At 43.3% G+C, this 16,514-nt stretch carries 11 protein-coding genes and 2 pseudogenes; 7 read left to right on the top strand and 6 right to left on the bottom strand.

Going from position 1 to position 16,514, the window contains the following annotated elements; all coding sequences use genetic code 11:
* Positions 1-81 (top strand): annotated as a pseudogene (locus tag BLV54_RS15670) (IS5/IS1182 family transposase); the annotation flags it as partial.
* Between the two features lie 92 nt (positions 82-173).
* Here BLV54_RS15670 and BLV54_RS12030 read toward each other — a convergent pair.
* The gene (locus BLV54_RS12030; protein ID WP_143032504.1) at positions 174-779 is read right to left on the bottom strand and encodes a hypothetical protein; all 606 of its coding nucleotides are present in this window, start codon (positions 777-779) and stop codon (positions 174-176) included.
* 371 nt (positions 780-1,150) lie between these two features.
* Positions 1,151-4,543 carry a M20/M25/M40 family metallo-hydrolase gene (locus BLV54_RS12035; RefSeq protein WP_090571908.1) on the bottom strand — a complete coding sequence of 1,131 codons (3,393 nt, stop codon included), beginning with the start codon at positions 4,541-4,543 and terminating at the stop codon, positions 1,151-1,153.
* A 157-nt stretch (positions 4,544-4,700) separates the two neighbouring features.
* Here BLV54_RS12035 and BLV54_RS12040 point away from each other — a divergent pair, with 157 nt between their 5' ends.
* Complete coding sequence (locus BLV54_RS12040; protein ID WP_090571909.1) at positions 4,701-5,810, top strand: TolB family protein; 1,110 nt, start codon at positions 4,701-4,703, stop codon at positions 5,808-5,810.
* Between the two features lie 239 nt (positions 5,811-6,049).
* Here BLV54_RS12040 and BLV54_RS12045 read toward each other — a convergent pair whose 3' ends face one another.
* The gene (locus tag BLV54_RS12045) at positions 6,050-6,325 is read right to left on the bottom strand and encodes an RNA recognition motif domain-containing protein (protein WP_090571910.1); all 276 of its coding nucleotides are present in this window, start codon (positions 6,323-6,325) and stop codon (positions 6,050-6,052) included.
* A 1,018-nt stretch (positions 6,326-7,343) separates the two neighbouring features.
* Between BLV54_RS12045 and BLV54_RS12050 the strand changes: the two genes are divergently transcribed.
* The 4 genes from BLV54_RS12050 to bamC all read left to right on the top strand — a co-directional run bounded on the left by BLV54_RS12050 (position 7,344) and on the right by bamC (position 13,649).
* Positions 7,344-8,849: an FMN-binding glutamate synthase family protein gene (locus BLV54_RS12050; RefSeq protein ID WP_090571911.1), complete on the top strand. Its 1,506-nt coding sequence runs from the start codon at positions 7,344-7,346 to the stop codon at positions 8,847-8,849.
* A gap of 55 nt (positions 8,850-8,904) precedes the next feature.
* On the top strand, positions 8,905-11,505 hold the full coding sequence (gene clpB, locus BLV54_RS12055; protein ID WP_090571912.1) for an ATP-dependent chaperone ClpB: 2,601 nt from the start codon (positions 8,905-8,907) through the stop codon (positions 11,503-11,505).
* A gap of 92 nt (positions 11,506-11,597) precedes the next feature.
* Positions 11,598-12,476 (top strand): 4-hydroxy-tetrahydrodipicolinate synthase, encoded by an 879-nt coding sequence (gene dapA / locus BLV54_RS12060; protein WP_090571913.1) that lies wholly within the window; start codon positions 11,598-11,600, stop codon positions 12,474-12,476.
* Between the two features lie 9 nt (positions 12,477-12,485).
* Positions 12,486-13,649, top strand: a complete 1,164-nt coding sequence (gene bamC, locus BLV54_RS12065; protein WP_090571914.1) for an outer membrane protein assembly factor BamC — start codon at positions 12,486-12,488, stop codon at positions 13,647-13,649.
* A 132-nt stretch (positions 13,650-13,781) separates the two neighbouring features.
* Here the strand turns inward: bamC and BLV54_RS12070 are convergent, their stop codons facing one another.
* The 3 genes and pseudogenes from BLV54_RS12070 to BLV54_RS12080 all read right to left on the bottom strand — a co-directional run bounded on the left by BLV54_RS12070 (position 13,782) and on the right by BLV54_RS12080 (position 15,262).
* Entirely contained in the window at positions 13,782-14,000 is a 219-nt protein-coding gene (locus BLV54_RS12070) for a hypothetical protein (protein WP_090571915.1), read from the bottom strand.
* A gap of 238 nt (positions 14,001-14,238) precedes the next feature.
* Positions 14,239-14,447 (bottom strand): annotated as a pseudogene (locus BLV54_RS15675) (catalase); the annotation flags it as partial.
* Between the two features lie 365 nt (positions 14,448-14,812).
* Entirely contained in the window at positions 14,813-15,262 is a 450-nt protein-coding gene (locus BLV54_RS12080; protein ID WP_090571916.1) for a hemerythrin domain-containing protein, read from the bottom strand.
* A gap of 531 nt (positions 15,263-15,793) precedes the next feature.
* On the opposite strand from BLV54_RS12080, the gene BLV54_RS12085 reads away from it, so the two are divergent.
* Positions 15,794-16,189: an aquaporin gene (locus BLV54_RS12085; protein WP_090571917.1), complete on the top strand. Its 396-nt coding sequence runs from the start codon at positions 15,794-15,796 to the stop codon at positions 16,187-16,189.
* Positions 16,190-16,514: the final 325 nt, after the last annotated feature.

Below are 16,514 nucleotides of genomic sequence, written 5' to 3' on the forward strand. Positions count from 1 at the left end.
GCAACACGATACGACAAACTAAAGAGAAATTATGAAAGTATGGTTGCCATGGCATGCGGGTATCTGTGGCTACCTGTGTGAAATGTCAACAGACCGTAGACGTTTGAACATCGAAAGGCTCCGAAAGATTGAAGTATTAGTTACAGAAAGATAGGAAATTGAGCATTGCTATACTAGATAACACTTGCATAGTGTGCAATTAATGAAGAAACTTCTTCCAACGTAGGTCGCCCTTCTATGGCCGGATCAATCAGCGTTGTTCGGGCTTGATCTTTGTTTATTATTGCGTGCTCGATCAGATATGATGGGATAAATCGGATTAAAGTTGGACCAGCGGATACTAACATTCCGGCCATTTGTACTTCATTTGATTTATCTTTGATGTTTGTAGCAATGCCCCCACTGGCGCCGGATAAATTCATGTAGTTTTCTTCCGAAATGCCGTCAAGAGTCATATAAGGCTCTCCATCGGATATCTCGCATACCCCATCCATGATACGTCTATGCACATGTGTTGAATGTGTGAATATTCCAACAGGCTCATCATAAAATTCAAACGAATTACTTTCGAATGGAAATCCGCCTGCCAAAAGTAGTTGCCCCTCAAAGAACTCATTCTTCCTGAGCAGCCTATGCCGTCTAGAATCTAGATCAAGGAAGTGATTGGGCTTGTGGCGAGGGAAAGGAGGAAAAAGCTCAATAAGCACAATATCGCCAGTATCGATGCTTACTCCCCGATCGCTGATTAGTTCTCCAATATGAATTATTCTTGCGGGCATGAGAAAATCATATATAGATTCCGTTTTGTATTTTGAATTGCTCGTAACCCAAAATGGCGATGGATTCGTGAAATTGAATTTGGTGGCTTTATTTATTACGTGATGGGCTGTTAGCAAATAAAACTTATTTTCGTGTTTTAACAATATACCTGTTCCTGATCCATACATCTGATCCACATGGAAGTGTCCCCTCTCCTCTATTGGCTGATATAAATGGTTAAAAAATATTCTTCGCGTTGACTTTATTGCAATTGACTTAGTTGAGTTGTCGAAGGCTCGTATGAATTGTTTCTTCTTCATTTTGCAGATAAGCACTCAAGAAACCATTGGAGTCAGTCCGATTGTTCTAAATCTATTCCCGCTTGATCCCATTATCGCTCAACCAACATAACCTCAACCGTATTCACTTTACCGTCCCGCAGGTATTGCAACACGGTTTTCTGTCCAGCCTCAAGCGTTCTCAAGATATTGGCATACGATGCTAGATCGCTGATCTGTTGTCCAGCCAGTTGAATCAGGATGTCACCCGACTGTAGCTGTGCTTGATATGCCGGGGAGTCATGAATAACGTTATCCACGCGTACGCCATCACCTTGATAGGAGAAATCCGGCACTGTACCCAGGCTGACTTTGCGTTTATCTTTTGTTTGAGCAGTTTTAATTTTAGATTGCGCATTTTGTGTGTTTAGCGTGACGGTCAGGGGTTCGGGACGATTGGCCAGATATTCGGTTGCTTCCTTGAGAATAGCAGCCACTTTGACTAGGCCAGCTGCATCGATTTTATCCACGGTATCGCCGGGAGCATGATAGTCCTCGTGTGCACTGGCGAAAAACTGGACAGCAGGCACGCCCGCTTTGATGAAAGCAGCTTGATCGCTGGAACCAAAGTCATCCTGCACAGCGTTGATGGGAATACCGGTGACAAAGCCTGCACCACGAAACACATGTACCAGCTCACGCGCAGTGCCAGTGCCGAACAAGGTCACCGGATTGTTGCCCAGTCGCCCCACTGTATCCAGATTCAACATGGCTACTATTTTTTCTACCGGATAGTTTTTTGCATTGTTAAGGTAATGCGTGGAGCCCAGTAGATTGGCTTCTTCGCCGGTAAAAGCAACAAAAATGATGGTGTGCTGCGGTTGCCACTTTGGAGCGATCTGCCGTGCCAACTCCAGCATGACCGCAATCCCGCTGGCATTATCATCTGCACCGTAATGAATTTTCCCCTGGTTGGCTGCGCGCACATCCGGCCAACCCATGCCCAAATGATCATAATGTGCACCGATCACCAGGCTTTGGCCGGCCAATGCCGGATTTGATCCAGGCAAAATTCCGATCACATTGCGCAAAGTAATCTTCCCTTTCGGTGCACCTACATCCTGCTGCCAGATTTGGAAATAGCTTTTGTCATCACCACCGGGCAACAGGCCAGCCTGTTGGAAATGCTGTGCGATATAGTCCGCAGCGGCATCTAATTCGGGGCTGCCTAATTCGCGTCCTTTAAAGGCTTCGCTGGCTAGATAGGTAATATCTGATAGCATGCGGCTGTCGGAAAAGAGCGGAGGTAATTCTGCCAATGCACGGCGGGGCGTTAAAGTGCCGACATGAGTGGAAGTAAACGATGCATTATCCTTCTGCTTGATTAACTGCGTTAAAGGTGATTGGGTAACAGGCCATTGACCTTTATTTATATTGGTCAGCTCATCTCCTTCAAAGACCAGGTAGCTGTATTTGCGGTAGTGCGGTAGTTTCCTGGCCAATTCTGCAATTGCCTTGGGATGATCGGATGCCACCCATAACAGGGTTTTATCCGGTTCGGCGGGCTGTCTCGCTGTCAGCACAATGGCGTGCTTGGCTTGTTGATAAGTTTGTTGATTCAGATGCAGTTCCCCTGAACGATAAGCTACCCCCTGACTTGACAAAGTTGTGACCAACGCCTGGCTGAATTTATTTTGCCAGCCCATGATCCAGACTGTTCGATTGGTAGGGAGAGTATCCAGTTGATCATCGCGTACAACTTCCAGCAAACCGGACTGTGTCTTTTGCCAATTCGTAGCCAGCAGTTGATAAGCTTGCAATACTTCTTTATCTACATTGGCTGGCAGTACTAATAAGGGTTTTTTCGCACCAAAACCTTGAGATAAGGCAGAAGGGATTTCTCGGCTGTCCAGGCGCCTGAATACGTCAAATTGTGGATCAATATCAATGCGCACAGGCCGTGCTTTAAAGTTCACTTCGATTTCATTGATTAACTGATCAATGGTGATTTTAGCTTGATAAGCTTGCGCTTCACCTTCCAAGTGAACAGCGATAGGCACAGTCAGCTGATATGGCATGCCCTCCTGGGTTTGTTTGATTACCGCCTTGAGCTTAAATCCTTGAGCAGTAGGCTCAGCCTGTGCATCCTGCAATAAGAGGTTGGGAGCGCCACTGTGGTAGACCCATTGCTCAAAGAAACGGGAGAAATCCTTGCCAGTGAGTGAGTTGAAGATCGTCTTTAAATCCTCAAAAGTCGCTTGCTTGAATTTGAATTGTTTATAAAAAGCTCGTAACACCCGGATGAAATCTTCATCCCCCAACTCCTGCCGCAACATATGAAAAAACATCATGGTTTTTCCATAACCTACTGCTTCTGAGCTGGAACTATGACGTGAAATAAATTGGGCAATAGGGAAATCTTTTTCTTTACTGACAAAATCCGCATATTTTTGCAGCACATCGCGGCGATATTCCTCTCCTTTGCCGCCTTGCTCACTTACCAGATGATCAGCAAGGTAGGCGGTTAATCCCTCCGACCAATTTCCTTTGGAGTAATCCACGAATACGCCATTTCCCCAGTAATTATGCAGAATTTCATGCGGGTAGGAAGAATGCAGGATGAAGGGGAAGCGAACCACTTTGGGACCAAGTAGCGTAAAAGAGGGCATGCCATAGCCGGTTTCCCAGAAATTCTCAACCAAGGCAAATTTTGAATAGGGATAGGGCCCCAGCAGCTTGTTATACATGGCAATATACTGCGCGGTGGTATCCAGATATTTCTGAGCTAATGCTTCATCAGCGCTACGCAGATAAACGAATGCATTTACCGTGCCTGCTGACTGTGTGTAGCGCTGATAGCGCCCTGCAACGATATAGATATCATCTTGTGGCTGTTTCTCTTCCCAAATCACATTGTGGGTTGTTTCTGTTTTTTGCTCACGCACCAAAGCGCCCTGACTGACGACATCCCACTCGGCGGGAACCTGAATATTCAGGAGAAATGACACCATTCCATCCTCAAACTGGGGATACCAGGCGGTAGAATTGGCCAGAAAAACTCCCTCATTTGAGATGAGCCCAGGTGTGTAACTGAAACTGCGTGCGTATTCCAAAGCGGGGCCTTGCACGGCGTGATTGATTTTTCCGCTGAAAGTTAAAGTGAATGTCTCTTGTTGTGGCGGTAAGGTCAAAGTATACAGTTTTAAAGGAACGGGCCTGGCACTTAAAGCAGCATTACTTTGCTGTAAGGTGAGATGCGCACCTTTCACATCGGTTACCGTTAAATCGGCATGCAGGCTGAAATCAAGACGAATGTCTGTTGATTGATTCCGGTAACGTTGCGGGATAAATACCTGATCTTTTACCTGGATTTCTGAGGTATCTGGCGAGAGGATGATTTCCGTCTGATGGTGAAAAGTTTCACTGCTTGCTACTACAGTCAGGCTATAGATCATGCAGACGAGGAATAAACTCCATGTCACACTCAATTTGATTGATTTTTTCATTTCTTTAAATTTTATAGTTATACATTATTCAACTTATTCTGAAGGATCTGGATGAGATCGCCAAATCCATTTGGAACAGTTTATTAAACTCACATCTTGTATACTTTCCTTTTAACGCAATGTTTAAACAATTTCAACGAGATCTATAAGTTAACAAATGAAAAATTTTACACAAATAACTTCTATTACTAACGCTCCATTATTTGTTAATGGGCTGCTATCAGCGTTACTTTTCATTACAGTGACTCAGGCTAGTGCGGTAGATTTTATTAGCGAGGAGTATCAGCTTTCAGACAAAGAAGTCAGAGTCGGTGAAGCCTATTATCGTGCGGATATGCAGTGGATGGCTTATCAAGCAGAAGTATCCGAGGAAAATCCCTTTTATCAAATTTATCTGAAAAACCTTGTGAGTGGAAAAGTACAGCAAGTATCTCCCGGTACAGGTAAAACGACTTGTTCGTGGGTGCATCCTTTACAGGAAAAAGTGCTCTTTTCTTCGACTCATGAAGACTCTGATGCCAAGGCCAAGATGACCGCCGAAATTGAAAGAAGAAAATCCGGCGAGCGACAATCCTATGCCTGGGACTATGATGAATTTTACGACATCTATGAAACTGACTTTGAAGGCGGGAAAATCAAAAATCTTACCAATACCCTGGGATATGATGCGGAAGCTTCCTGGTCACCTGACGGCAAATTGATCGCGTTTGCTTCCAATCGCAGAGCTTACACCGAACAATTATCAGAGGAAGAAGCTGCCCTTTTCAAAAAGGATCCTTCTTCTTTAATCGATATTTACATTATGAATGCGGATGGTTCCAATGTAAAAAGATTAACTCAAACAAGTGCCTATGATGGCGGCCCATTTTTTAGTCCGGACGGTAAAAGAATCGTGTGGCGCCGCTTTTCAGCCAATGGTAGAGAGGCAGAAATATTTACCATGAACATCGATGGCTCGGATCAGAAACAAATTACCCGTCTCAATATGATGTCCTGGGCGCCTTTTTATCATCCTTCCGGAAAATACGTTATTTTTGCAACCAACGTCCATGGACACCGGAATTTTGAGCTTTACATCGTCGATGTGGATGGCAAAAAAGAGCCGGTGCGTGTGACGGATAAAGAAGGTTTTGATGGGTTGCCGGTATTTACTCCCGATGGCAAATATCTCACCTGGACCAGTGACCGCACGCCTGAGAAAAAAGGCCACCTCTTTCACGGCAAATGGAATCACGAAAAAGCATTAGAGAGTCTTTCCTTGAAATAAAGTAAATGAATCGAATTAATATAATGTAATTCGATGGCAAGAAAAGAAGGATGAACCGAGTTTGACTCTTTTAACGTTTTTGATACTGGGCAAACAGACTTCATTTTGGGGTTGCCTCAACGCGAGCCCTCTGGTATCAGGTAATCCTTAATAAAAAAGTAAGGTGAGGGTGTACGTTGTTAAGACTGCACAGTCTACTGTGCAGAATTTTTCTTTTAATAACAGGTTGCAGGAGGGAGTTACCACTTGCGTTGTTTAGATTGCGTACGCTCTCCGCGTGGACGTGCAATATTAACAGTAATATTTCTTCCATCTACAGCACGTCCATTTAACTGCTTGACTGCTTCTTCAGCTGCAGATTGTTTTTCCATCTCTACAAAGCCAAATCCTTTGGACTGACCAGTATATTTATCCTTAATAAGGTTAATACTCATCACTTTTCCAAATTCTCCGAAAAGAGTTTGAAGCTTGGTATCAGTGACATTATAAGATAGGTTTCCAACATAGATATTCATTTACGTCTCTCATTTTTGTGCGGTGATTAGTTAAACCTATCAAATAACTCACCAAAATTAATTGATAGTGATTTGCCATTAGCTGACAAACATTTGCAAAAATATCCTAGGAAGTTGAAGTGGATCATCTTCGAATACTCCACTTTCCTGAAAGACGTTTTTTTATTTTATTACGACTATCATCTACCATTCGGTGAGTAATGATTGTCAAGTATCCTATTAATTCATGATAAGTGCGGTATTATTCTGTTACTAGATAGTTAGTAATTGATCTTGTAACAAGTGCAAACTAATTAAACCGGCCAACATATATACCAATGTATATAGTTTTTACCAAGCTTGATTGATCGAGAATATCTTTAATCCTGGGACAAATTATTGAGTATGGCTTGCTTGCTATACATTTTTGCACATACTCAGACTATTTCTAGGTTTGCTACGAATCTGGTAATTGTACCCTTAATATGGCATGAAAATGTGAATTTAACTTATAAGACCAATTACTGGCATCATAGTTCGATTATCTGTGTGATCCTGCTAAAGGAAGAAATCTGAAAACTATAATAAATTGCTGTAACGCGGATAATGAAGACGCTAGCTTTTTTATTGAATTCATGAATGAAAAGAATGATATAGTGTGGCGTCCCCTTTTTCTTCGTGCTGGTCGCGGTCATTTGCCCTATCTCATGCGAAAGATTCCCGGTTCGAATCCTCATGTGTGCACCCACACCAGCCATAGCTGGAGAGGCTAGTGAGATCTGGCCGAGAAGACGGCGCAATACAAAGTAAAGTGGTTTGGAAAATAGACGTAGAGTAGCCAGGGTCAGTTCGTTACGTATCAGCGAACAAGAACTATCTCAAGAAAGTTTTAGTTAGAGTAAAGTATTAGACTGATTACGCGGGCGCCCAAAATTTTATCTGCAGGAACCGCCGATGCGGTTTGAGTTCATGATGTTTTTGGTAAATTTGCCTACATGAGGGCGTATCGAATTATTTTGAGAAGGTGATTGAATTCAGTATGTCCAACATTACAAACCTGATCATTTATAATATTGGCACTATCATGGGATTACTCTTCATCGGGGCTATTGTCGCGTTGTTTATTCGCGATCTCATCCAGAAACAGCACACGATATTACGCAATTATCCGATTATTGGTCGATTACGCTTTTTTTTCGAGCTTCAGGGCAAATACTTACGGCAATATTGGTTTGCTGGTGATCGAGAGGAACAACCCTTCGATCGTGCCACCCGTGCTTGGGTGTACAAGAATTCCAAGAATAAAGGGGGTATCATTGGCTTTGGTTCCACCTATGATTTGCGCGAACCCGGTGCGATCATTTTCGTCAATGCGACATTTCCCATTCTGGAGGAAGATCAGTTACCAACGCCCTCACTGCTCATTGGTGAAGGTTATTGTCAATATCCTTTTGAAGCTAAGTCGATTATCAATATCAGTGGCATGAGTTATGGTGCTATTTCGGCACCGGCAGTGCGTGCCTTATCACTGGGCGCGGCCAAGGCTGGATGTTGGCTCAATACAGGAGAGGGCGGGCTTTCGCCTTATCATGAGGAAGGTGATTGTGACGTGATCATGCAAATCGGTACTGCCAAATATGGTATCCGCGATGAACACGGTAATTTCTCCCCCGCACGTGCCAAGGAAATTGCGCCGTTCGTCAAGGCTTTTGAAATTAAACTTTCGCAGGGTGCCAAACCAGGTAAGGGGGGAATGTTGCTTGGTCCAAAAGTAACCCCTGAAGTTGCTGCCATTCGTGGTATTCCTGCTTTTCAAGATTCTATCAGTCCCAATCGCCATCACGATATTGGCAACATCGATGAATTGCTCGATAAAGTTGCCTTCATCCGCGATTTAACCGGACGCCCGGTAGGTGTTAAGAGTGTCATTGGCGGCTGGCGTTTTATCAATGAGCTTTGCGATTCCATTCATCGACGTGGGCTGGAATATGCGCCTGATTTTCTTACCATCGATGGTGGAGAAGGGGGGAGCGGTGCCGCGCCTCAAACGCTCATGGATTATGCAGGACTGCCCATTGCAGAAGCTTTGCCGCGCGTGGTGGATACGCTGATCGAGTCCGACTTGAAGAAACGGATTCGTGTGATTGCGGCAGGAAAACTGGTTACTTCGGCTCATGGTGCGTGGGCGTTATGTGCGGGTGCAGATTTTGTTAATACCGCACGCGGCTTTATGCTTGCGTTAGGCTGTATACAGGCGATGCGTTGCCACCTGAATACTTGTCCTACTGGCATCACAACGCATAATCCTTGGTTACAACGTGGCCTGGTCGTTGAGGAAAAATACCTGCGCGTTGCTAACTATGCCATGAATGTCAACAAGGAAATCGACATGCTTGCTCATTCGTGCGGACTCAGGCATGCCCGAGAGTTCCGGCGTGAGCATGTACGTATCGTGCAAACTGCAGGAAAAAGCATCGCATTGAATATGTTGTACCCGTATCCCGAAGTGCGTAAGGAGTTTAATAAAGAAGTTTGCAAGAGTTGAAATTTCGTTCTCTCCCCATATTGTAGGGGCAATAGACATTTCATCAGGAGGTTTTATGCGTTTCGATAAACTTACCACAAAATTTCAACAGGCACTGGGTGAAGCACAAAGTATGGCGTTGGGCAAGGATCATCCATATATTGAGCCCCAGCATTTGCTGCTTGCACTCCTGCAACAAGGTGATGGAGGAGCTTCTTCACTGCTGCAGCGTGCAGGTGTAAATGTTAGTCCACTGCGCGATGCGCTGACGAAAAGTATTGAACGGATGCCCAAAGTTGAAGGAGCAGGTGGAGAAATCAGTATCTCGCGCGATCTTAATAACCTGCTCAATTTAACAGATAAGGAAGCGCAAAAGCTTGGAGATCAGTTCATTGCTTCAGAAATGTTTCTGCTGGCTGCGCTTGAGGACAGAGGTGAAACCGGGCAACTATTAAAGCAGTATGGAGCCAACCGTAATGCTTTGGAACAAGCGATCAAATCGGTGCGTGGTGGTGAAAGTGTATCGAGTGCAGAGGCAGAAGGTAGCCGCGAAGCATTGAAAAAATATACCCTCGATCTAACTGAGCGCGCACGCATGGGTAAGCTGGATCCAGTAATTGGGCGTGATGATGAAATTCGGCGAACCATTCAGGTATTGCAGCGACGCACCAAGAATAATCCAGTACTGATTGGTGAGCCTGGAGTGGGAAAAACCGCCATCGTAGAAGGGCTGGCTCAACGCATCGTAAACGGAGAAGTACCTGATACCCTAAAAAATAAACGTGTACTATCGCTCGATATGGCTGCATTATTAGCTGGCGCGAAGTATCGAGGTGAATTTGAAGAACGATTGAAAGCGGTACTCAAAGAAATCGCCCAGGATGAGGGTCGCACCATTGTGTTTATTGATGAGTTGCATACCATGGTAGGAGCGGGAAAGGCGGAAGGCGCTATCGATGCCGGCAATATGCTCAAACCGGCGCTGGCCAGAGGAGAATTGCACTGTGTCGGCGCGACTACCTTGGATGAATATCGTAAATATGTTGAGAAGGATGCAGCATTAGAGCGCCGCTTCCAGAAAGTACTGGTTGACGAACCAACAGTAGAAGCAACCATTGCCATTTTACGTGGTTTGCAAGAGCGTTATGAAGTGCACCATGGTGTAGACATCACTGATCCGGCTATTGTGGCTGCCGCGGAATTGTCTCATCGCTACATTACTGACCGTTTCTTACCGGATAAGGCTATCGACTTGATTGATGAAGCCGCTGCGCGGATTCGCATGGAGCGGGATTCGAAACCCGAAGTGATGGACAAGCTTGATCGCCGTCTGATTCAACTAAAGATTGAACGGGAGGCGATGAAAAAAGAAAAGGATGAGGCTTCACATAAACGCCTGGCGCTTCTGGAAGAAGAGATTAAAAAACTTGAGCGCGAGTATGCTGATCTTGAAGAAATTCTCAAGGCAGAAAAATCACGTGCCCAAGGTTCGCAGCATATCAAGGAAGAATTAGAAAAGCTCAGAAAGGAAGAAGAAGCTGCGACGCGCAAAGGAGATTGGCAAAGGGTCTCTGAATTGCAGTATGGCCGTATTCCTCAACTGGAAGCACAACTTGCTGAGCAAATCCAGCAGGCTGAGACCACCGTCCCAGGTAAAGAGGCAAATAGTCCGAAATTATTCCGAACGCAAGTCGGCGCTGAGGAAATTGCCGAGGTGGTTTCCCGTGCAACAGGTATACCGGTTGCCAAAATGATGCAAGGTGAACGGGAAAAACTGCTGCAAATGGAGCAAAAATTACATGAACGAGTGGTGGGACAAGATGAGGCGGCACGTCTTGTTTCGGACGCTATCCGTCGCTCACGTTCAGGATTGTCTGATCCCAACCGGCCTTATGGTTCTTTCTTATTTCTGGGACCTACCGGCGTAGGTAAAACAGAATTATGTAAAGCGCTGGCTGAATTTTTATTTGATTCCGAAGAGCACTTGATCCGGGTCGATATGTCGGAATTCATGGAAAAGCATTCTGTGGCACGCCTGATAGGCGCTCCACCCGGTTACGTTGGCTACGAGGAGGGTGGCTATCTTACTGAATTAGTACGCAGGAAACCTTATTCAGTGATCTTGCTTGATGAAGTAGAAAAAGCTCATCCCGATGTATTTAATATTTTGTTGCAGGTGCTTGATGATGGGCGCCTGACAGATGGTCAAGGACGTACAGTTGATTTTAGAAATACAGTAATTGTCATGACTTCCAATCTTGGCTCGCAAATGATCCAACAAATGAGTGGAGATGATTATCAAGTCATCAAGCTCGCAGTGATGGCAGAAGTGAAAACTTATTTCCGCCCCGAGTTTATTAATCGCATTGATGAAGTTGTCGTATTTCACTCACTGGATGAAAAGCATATTAAAGCGATTACGCAGATTCAATTGCGGAACCTGGAAGCACGATTGGCTAAAATGGAAATTAAACTGGAAGTAACCGATGCTGCCTTATCAGAACTTGCACGTGCCGGTTTTGATCCTGTATTCGGGGCTCGTCCATTAAAACGTGCTATCCAATCACAAATCGAAAATCCGCTCGCCAAAGAACTTCTGCAAGGTAATTTTGCTGCTAAAGATACGATCAGAGTTGATTGTGTAAACGATGTTTTAACATTTTCCAAGTCTGCATGATTTTTTTCTTGGAAAGAAAGCGAAGCAATAATGCATGAAAAGAGATAGTTTCAGGTAAAATAAGAATATTGTTTTTTTTAAAGTAAAACCTTATGCTAAAAGGTAGTCTGGTTGCGATCGTTACACCGATGTTTGAAGATGGCGCTCTGGATCTGGAGAGGTTTCGTGCGCTAATCGATTTTCATATTGCGCAAAAGACCGCTGCTATAGTGGTTGTCGGAACAACAGGTGAATCTCCTACCGTAGATTTTGATGAGCACAATTTGCTGATACGAACTGCGGTATCGCATGCGGCCGGACGAATACCAATCATTGCTGGCACTGGCGCGAATTCCACGAGAGAAGCCATTGATTTGACGATTTTTGCCAAAGATGCGGGGGCAGCTGCTTGCTTATCGGTAGTTCCCTATTATAACAAACCAACCCAGGAAGGACTTTATCAACACTTCAAGGCAGTGGCAGAAGCGGTTGATATTCCGATGATTTTATATAACGTACCAGGTAGAACGGTTGCTGATATTTCCAACGATACCGTTCTTCGGCTTGCGCAAGTTCCTAATATCATTGGAATAAAAGATGCGACAGGTAACATTGCGCGCGGTTGTGATTTATTACATCGTGTGCCACTGGATTTCTGCGTGTATAGCGGGGATGATGCCACGGCACTTGCATTGCTGCTGTTAGGAGGTCATGGTGTCATTTCAGTGACCGCAAATGTTGCACCGAAATTAATGCATGAAATGTGTCATGCAGCGTTTGCAGGAGATTTGATTGCCGCACGTAGAATTAACAATAAGCTGTTAAAATTGCATGTGGATTTGTTCGTTGAAGCGAATCCCATCCCGGTAAAGTGGGCTGTCATGCACATGGGTTTGATAGGTTCGGGAATTCGATTACCTTTAACACCGCTCTCAAGTCAATTTCATCAATTGATCAAAGATGCAATGAAACAAGCTGAGGTAATGATTTAAAGGTGTACGATGTCGAGTGTAAAATACCAAAGAACAATCATACTGAGCGTAGTATGGGTGTTGATGGTTTCTGGTTGTAATTCATTTAGTTTATTGCCAGAAAGTAAAAAAATAGATTATAAATCAGCTGGTAAAATACCTCCCTTGGAAGTACCGCCTGATCTGACTACGCCCTCTGCAGATGATCGCTACGTAGTACCTGATGTCTCTTCTACAGGAAGTGCAACATTTTCTACATATAACAGAGAGCGCGAAGAGCAACCACAAACTTATAGTAGCTCTTCTATATTGCCTGGAGCAAAGAGTGGGAGTGCCGTCCATATTGCCCGATCGGGTACCCAACGTTGGTTAGTGGTTCGTCAAGCTCCCGAAGACGTCTGGCCAATAGTCAAAGAATTCTGGCAGGATTTAGGGTTTCTAGTTAAGGTTGAGGCGCCTGATGTGGGGGTTATGGAGACTGATTGGGCAGAGAATCGCGCAAAAATTCCCCAAGATATTATTCGGAGTGTTCTTTCGACTTTTCTCGATAGCTTGTACTCAACTGCTGAGCGTGACAAATTTCGTACCCGGCTAGAGCGAAGTGAATCAGGTGAAACAGAAATTTATATTAGCCATCGTGGTATGTATGAAGCATTTGCTGAAAGAAGTACAAATCGTACTGTCTGGCAACCGCGTCCTGCTGATCCTGATCTGGAAGCTGAAATGCTTGCCCGGCTGATGATACGCTTTGGTGCAGGAGAAGAGCTCGCCAGACAAGAAGTAGCTTCTGCAGCAAATGGTGCCGGTACCGTTAGAGAGCAAGCTTATATGGATAAAATGAGGGGTGGTGTGCTAATAATTAATGAAGCATTTGACCGAGCATGGCGTCGTGTAGGATTGGCGCTCGATCGTGTAGGTTTCACTGTTGAGGATCGAGATAGAGCAAACGGTGTTTATTTTGTTCGTTATGCTGACCCTGATCTTGAAAGTCGAAAAGCGAGCGAGGGTGAGGGAATACTTTCAAAACTTGCATTTTGGCGAAGTAATGCTGATTCAAAAGCAGAGCGATATCGTATTCAGGTAAGCGGGGTCGGAGTTAATAGCGAGGTTAAGGTACTCTATGAGGATGGTACACAGGATGAATCAGGGGCAACTAATCGAATTCTTACTTTATTGTATGAGCAACTTAAATAGTGAGTTGCAATAGTGCCAATCTAATGAATAAAAGTAAACAAGATTAGTTTTGTGCAAGAAGGTAGGAAGGCTAATAAAAAAACCGCCCAGCAGGGCGGTTTTTTTATTAGCTACTCTTTGGTTATTATATTATTAATGACCTGGTTTGCTGGTGCCGCCATATGGACGTGCATCTCCACCTTCTTTAAGGCAGTTGCCATTAGCATCTAAGCCATGAGGGCATTCCATTTTTTGGCCGGAGATAATTTTATTATAGGCTTCTTTCTCAGTTTCAGGTAATGCTTGACCTGGTTTGCCACATCCCGTCAATGTTATGGTTGCTAAAGCAGCGGCGATTAGAAAAAATCTCATTATATTGATTCCTTATTAAAATTTGTAACTAAAAACAACTTGTGACAAATTCAGTATATAACGAAAATACCTCACTGCTCAAGCATGAGTTTACAAAAATTTTATAATCCTTTAATTCGTTTCTAGTTAAATCTATCGTATCTTCAATAGGATGCTCAATTGCTTTTCTACCTTCTGCTGAGAAATCAAGCTTAGAATCTGGGAGATTTGCCTTTTGTTTACAGCATATTTGTTAGCCGTCGTGCGTCACGATGAAGATGTACCATAGGCCCCCGAGCTTTTAGCGTGCATATACGTTCAGGAATAACTTCGCGATCAAAATGGGCTGGTTTTTCCAGAAACCAGACATCCTGCAGCAACATTGGGTCACGTGGTCCTGTTGTCTTCACATTCTGATTATCGACAACTGGGCACCCGTACTTTAGTCAATTTCTTCTTGTCACTCATAGTTCACTTCTTCACAGTTGTGGATTAGTGTGTTATCTAAAAGTTGACTTCAAAGCTTTTCGATCAGCGCCTAAATTAATAATTAATATATTGAGGTATTACTAATTTCCTCACAAAAAACAAAAAAATTTCAAATATTTTGTGAAATTGGTAATAGTAATAATTGTCCCATCATTTTTTGAAAATTTTTTGCACATCTATCTGCTGCCAGGCTGCCTGTAGAACGCTTATTAAACGACATAATCATTGAAGACGTAAAATAAGTATCATGCTACAGTCGATAATTTTATTGCCCAACGATAATCTGCATTTCAAAGGGGTAGTAATCAGATGACTGTGAATGTACATATTTGCTGCTAGTGCGTTTATTTCTCGGTGAAATGACGATTGATTTCCCATAATGCTTCCTCGGGTACAATTTCCTGAATAGCGGGGAATAGATGTTGCTCCTCATAGCGGATATGCATACTGAGCAGCGCCGAAAGCTTTTGACTTTCTCCAGCCAGCGCTGTTTCTTGTTCAATGTTTTTTCTCAACTGACTTACGGCTTGTTGGATATCGACATGTTGTTTTAAGGTTTCAATGATTTCTTGGCAGTCTCGCAATGAATACTGAGAGAAAACGGGTAGGAGAATCTCCTCTTCTTGACGAAAATGAGTTTGAAGGTCGGTATCCCAGTACGCGATAAAATGAGTGGCAATCCGATGAAGTGATGTTATATCGGAACCGAAAGAGGCAATGCGCAGATTTTTTGCCTGGACAAGAGCGTGATGATGATCATGAGACAAAGGATAAAGACTCTTATGACGTTTCATGGAAGTTCATTCATAACATGGATTATTGTTCAGCATATCAATGTTGGAGGAATACGTGCGCAAAAATGAATTAGTAAGATAATGAAATATATAAAATTAATTGATATATCAGCATTATTGAAATTACGTATTTGTACGTATTTACTCGCTTTCTCATTTTAGATTAACTAATAATTATAAGTTCAGGGAAATTTAAGTAGCTTTAAAGTGATTTTTCATCTGGATTATCTAATCAAGATGGTTAAACAATGAGCTATGGCGATATTATTGGAAGTTTGTTGAAAGTGATGACAAATAAAGGGGGTGTTCAAGATTTAAACATATATCCAATTCTCCTTAACTTGCAAATGAGTGTAGGAGGTCAATTAAAAAATTTCTTCATTCTAAGCAAGCGAGGCTCCTGGCGATAATTTTGGGAATAATGGTAATGACTTATGCAAATAAGCATATTTTTGGAGCGCGCTGCAGCCCTGTGATGATGGCGAGGGACTTGTTGTATGATATGAATTTAGTTGCTAATTTTCCGATTATATGATTCCTCAAGTAGCGGGTGCAGTCGTTGCGGCAGGTACTGCGCAATTTCTGGCGAGTTCGGCAACTGTAGGGGATACACTCGATGTAACGAAATTATTCATTGCTGAATTTTTGTTTGCCTTTGCATTGGTTTATGTAATTTTGAATGCCGTGAGCGCGAAGGGCACAAGTAGTAATTCTTTTTATAGTTTTGCTATTGGTTTTATGCTGATGACCGGCACATTCTCTGTGGCGGGAATGTCAAACGGTATTTTCAATGCTGACGTAGTAACTAATACTCCGTTAATAAACCTGATGAGTTGGAGCAGTATCGGGGTTCATTTGATTGTTGATTTAACGGGTGGGATATTGGCAGTATTGGTTTTCATTGTGTTAAATCAGGATGACACATAGAATAAATTTGCAGGAGAGTGTTGTACAAGCTACCTATCACTACTCTGTATGCTAATTCTAAGGAAAAGCTTATTTAGTTGACTTCTTCCCAACACAGTAAAGCCTGATACCAAGAAATGAGACCTTTGCAAAAGTCCCTATTTTCTGAGGGAAGTCTGTAATTTCATATTTTTCATAAACAACTGGACAATATTTTTGCGAATTACTTCCAATTCTTCCGGGAAATGATTGCTTTAGCGCATTTTATTTGTTCAAAAGGCACATTTCTCCTGTGAGAGTCGTGAAAATAGGCTATCGACATACAATTTTGGTAGTCTTTTCAGGT

The sequence above is a fragment of the Nitrosomonas sp. Nm33 genome, from assembly GCF_900107265.1.
GTDB lineage: Bacteria > Pseudomonadota > Gammaproteobacteria > Burkholderiales > Nitrosomonadaceae > Nitrosomonas.

What these genes read in the sequence shown, in the direction of transcription:
- BLV54_RS12045 (WP_090571910.1), bottom strand. Translation starts at nt 6,325, where the DNA reads ATGAATATCTATGTTGGAAACCTATCTTATAATGTCACTGATACCAAG.
- BLV54_RS12030 (WP_143032504.1), bottom strand. Translation starts at nt 779, where the DNA reads ATGCCCGCAAGAATAATTCATATTGGAGAACTAATCAGCGATCGGGGA.
- bamC (WP_090571914.1), top strand. Translation starts at nt 12,486, where the DNA reads ATGTCGAGTGTAAAATACCAAAGAACAATCATACTGAGCGTAGTATGG.
- dapA (WP_090571913.1), top strand. Translation starts at nt 11,598, where the DNA reads ATGCTAAAAGGTAGTCTGGTTGCGATCGTTACACCGATGTTTGAAGAT.
- clpB (WP_090571912.1), top strand. Translation starts at nt 8,905, where the DNA reads ATGCGTTTCGATAAACTTACCACAAAATTTCAACAGGCACTGGGTGAA.
- BLV54_RS12080 (WP_090571916.1), bottom strand. Translation starts at nt 15,262, where the DNA reads ATGAAACGTCATAAGAGTCTTTATCCTTTGTCTCATGATCATCATCAC.
- BLV54_RS12035 (WP_090571908.1), bottom strand. Translation starts at nt 4,543, where the DNA reads ATGAAAAAATCAATCAAATTGAGTGTGACATGGAGTTTATTCCTCGTC.
- BLV54_RS12050 (WP_090571911.1), top strand. Translation starts at nt 7,344, where the DNA reads ATGTCCAACATTACAAACCTGATCATTTATAATATTGGCACTATCATG.
- BLV54_RS12070 (WP_090571915.1), bottom strand. Translation starts at nt 14,000, where the DNA reads ATGAGATTTTTTCTAATCGCCGCTGCTTTAGCAACCATAACATTGACG.
- BLV54_RS12085 (WP_090571917.1), top strand. Translation starts at nt 15,794, where the DNA reads ATGATTCCTCAAGTAGCGGGTGCAGTCGTTGCGGCAGGTACTGCGCAA.
- BLV54_RS12040 (WP_090571909.1), top strand. Translation starts at nt 4,701, where the DNA reads ATGAAAAATTTTACACAAATAACTTCTATTACTAACGCTCCATTATTT.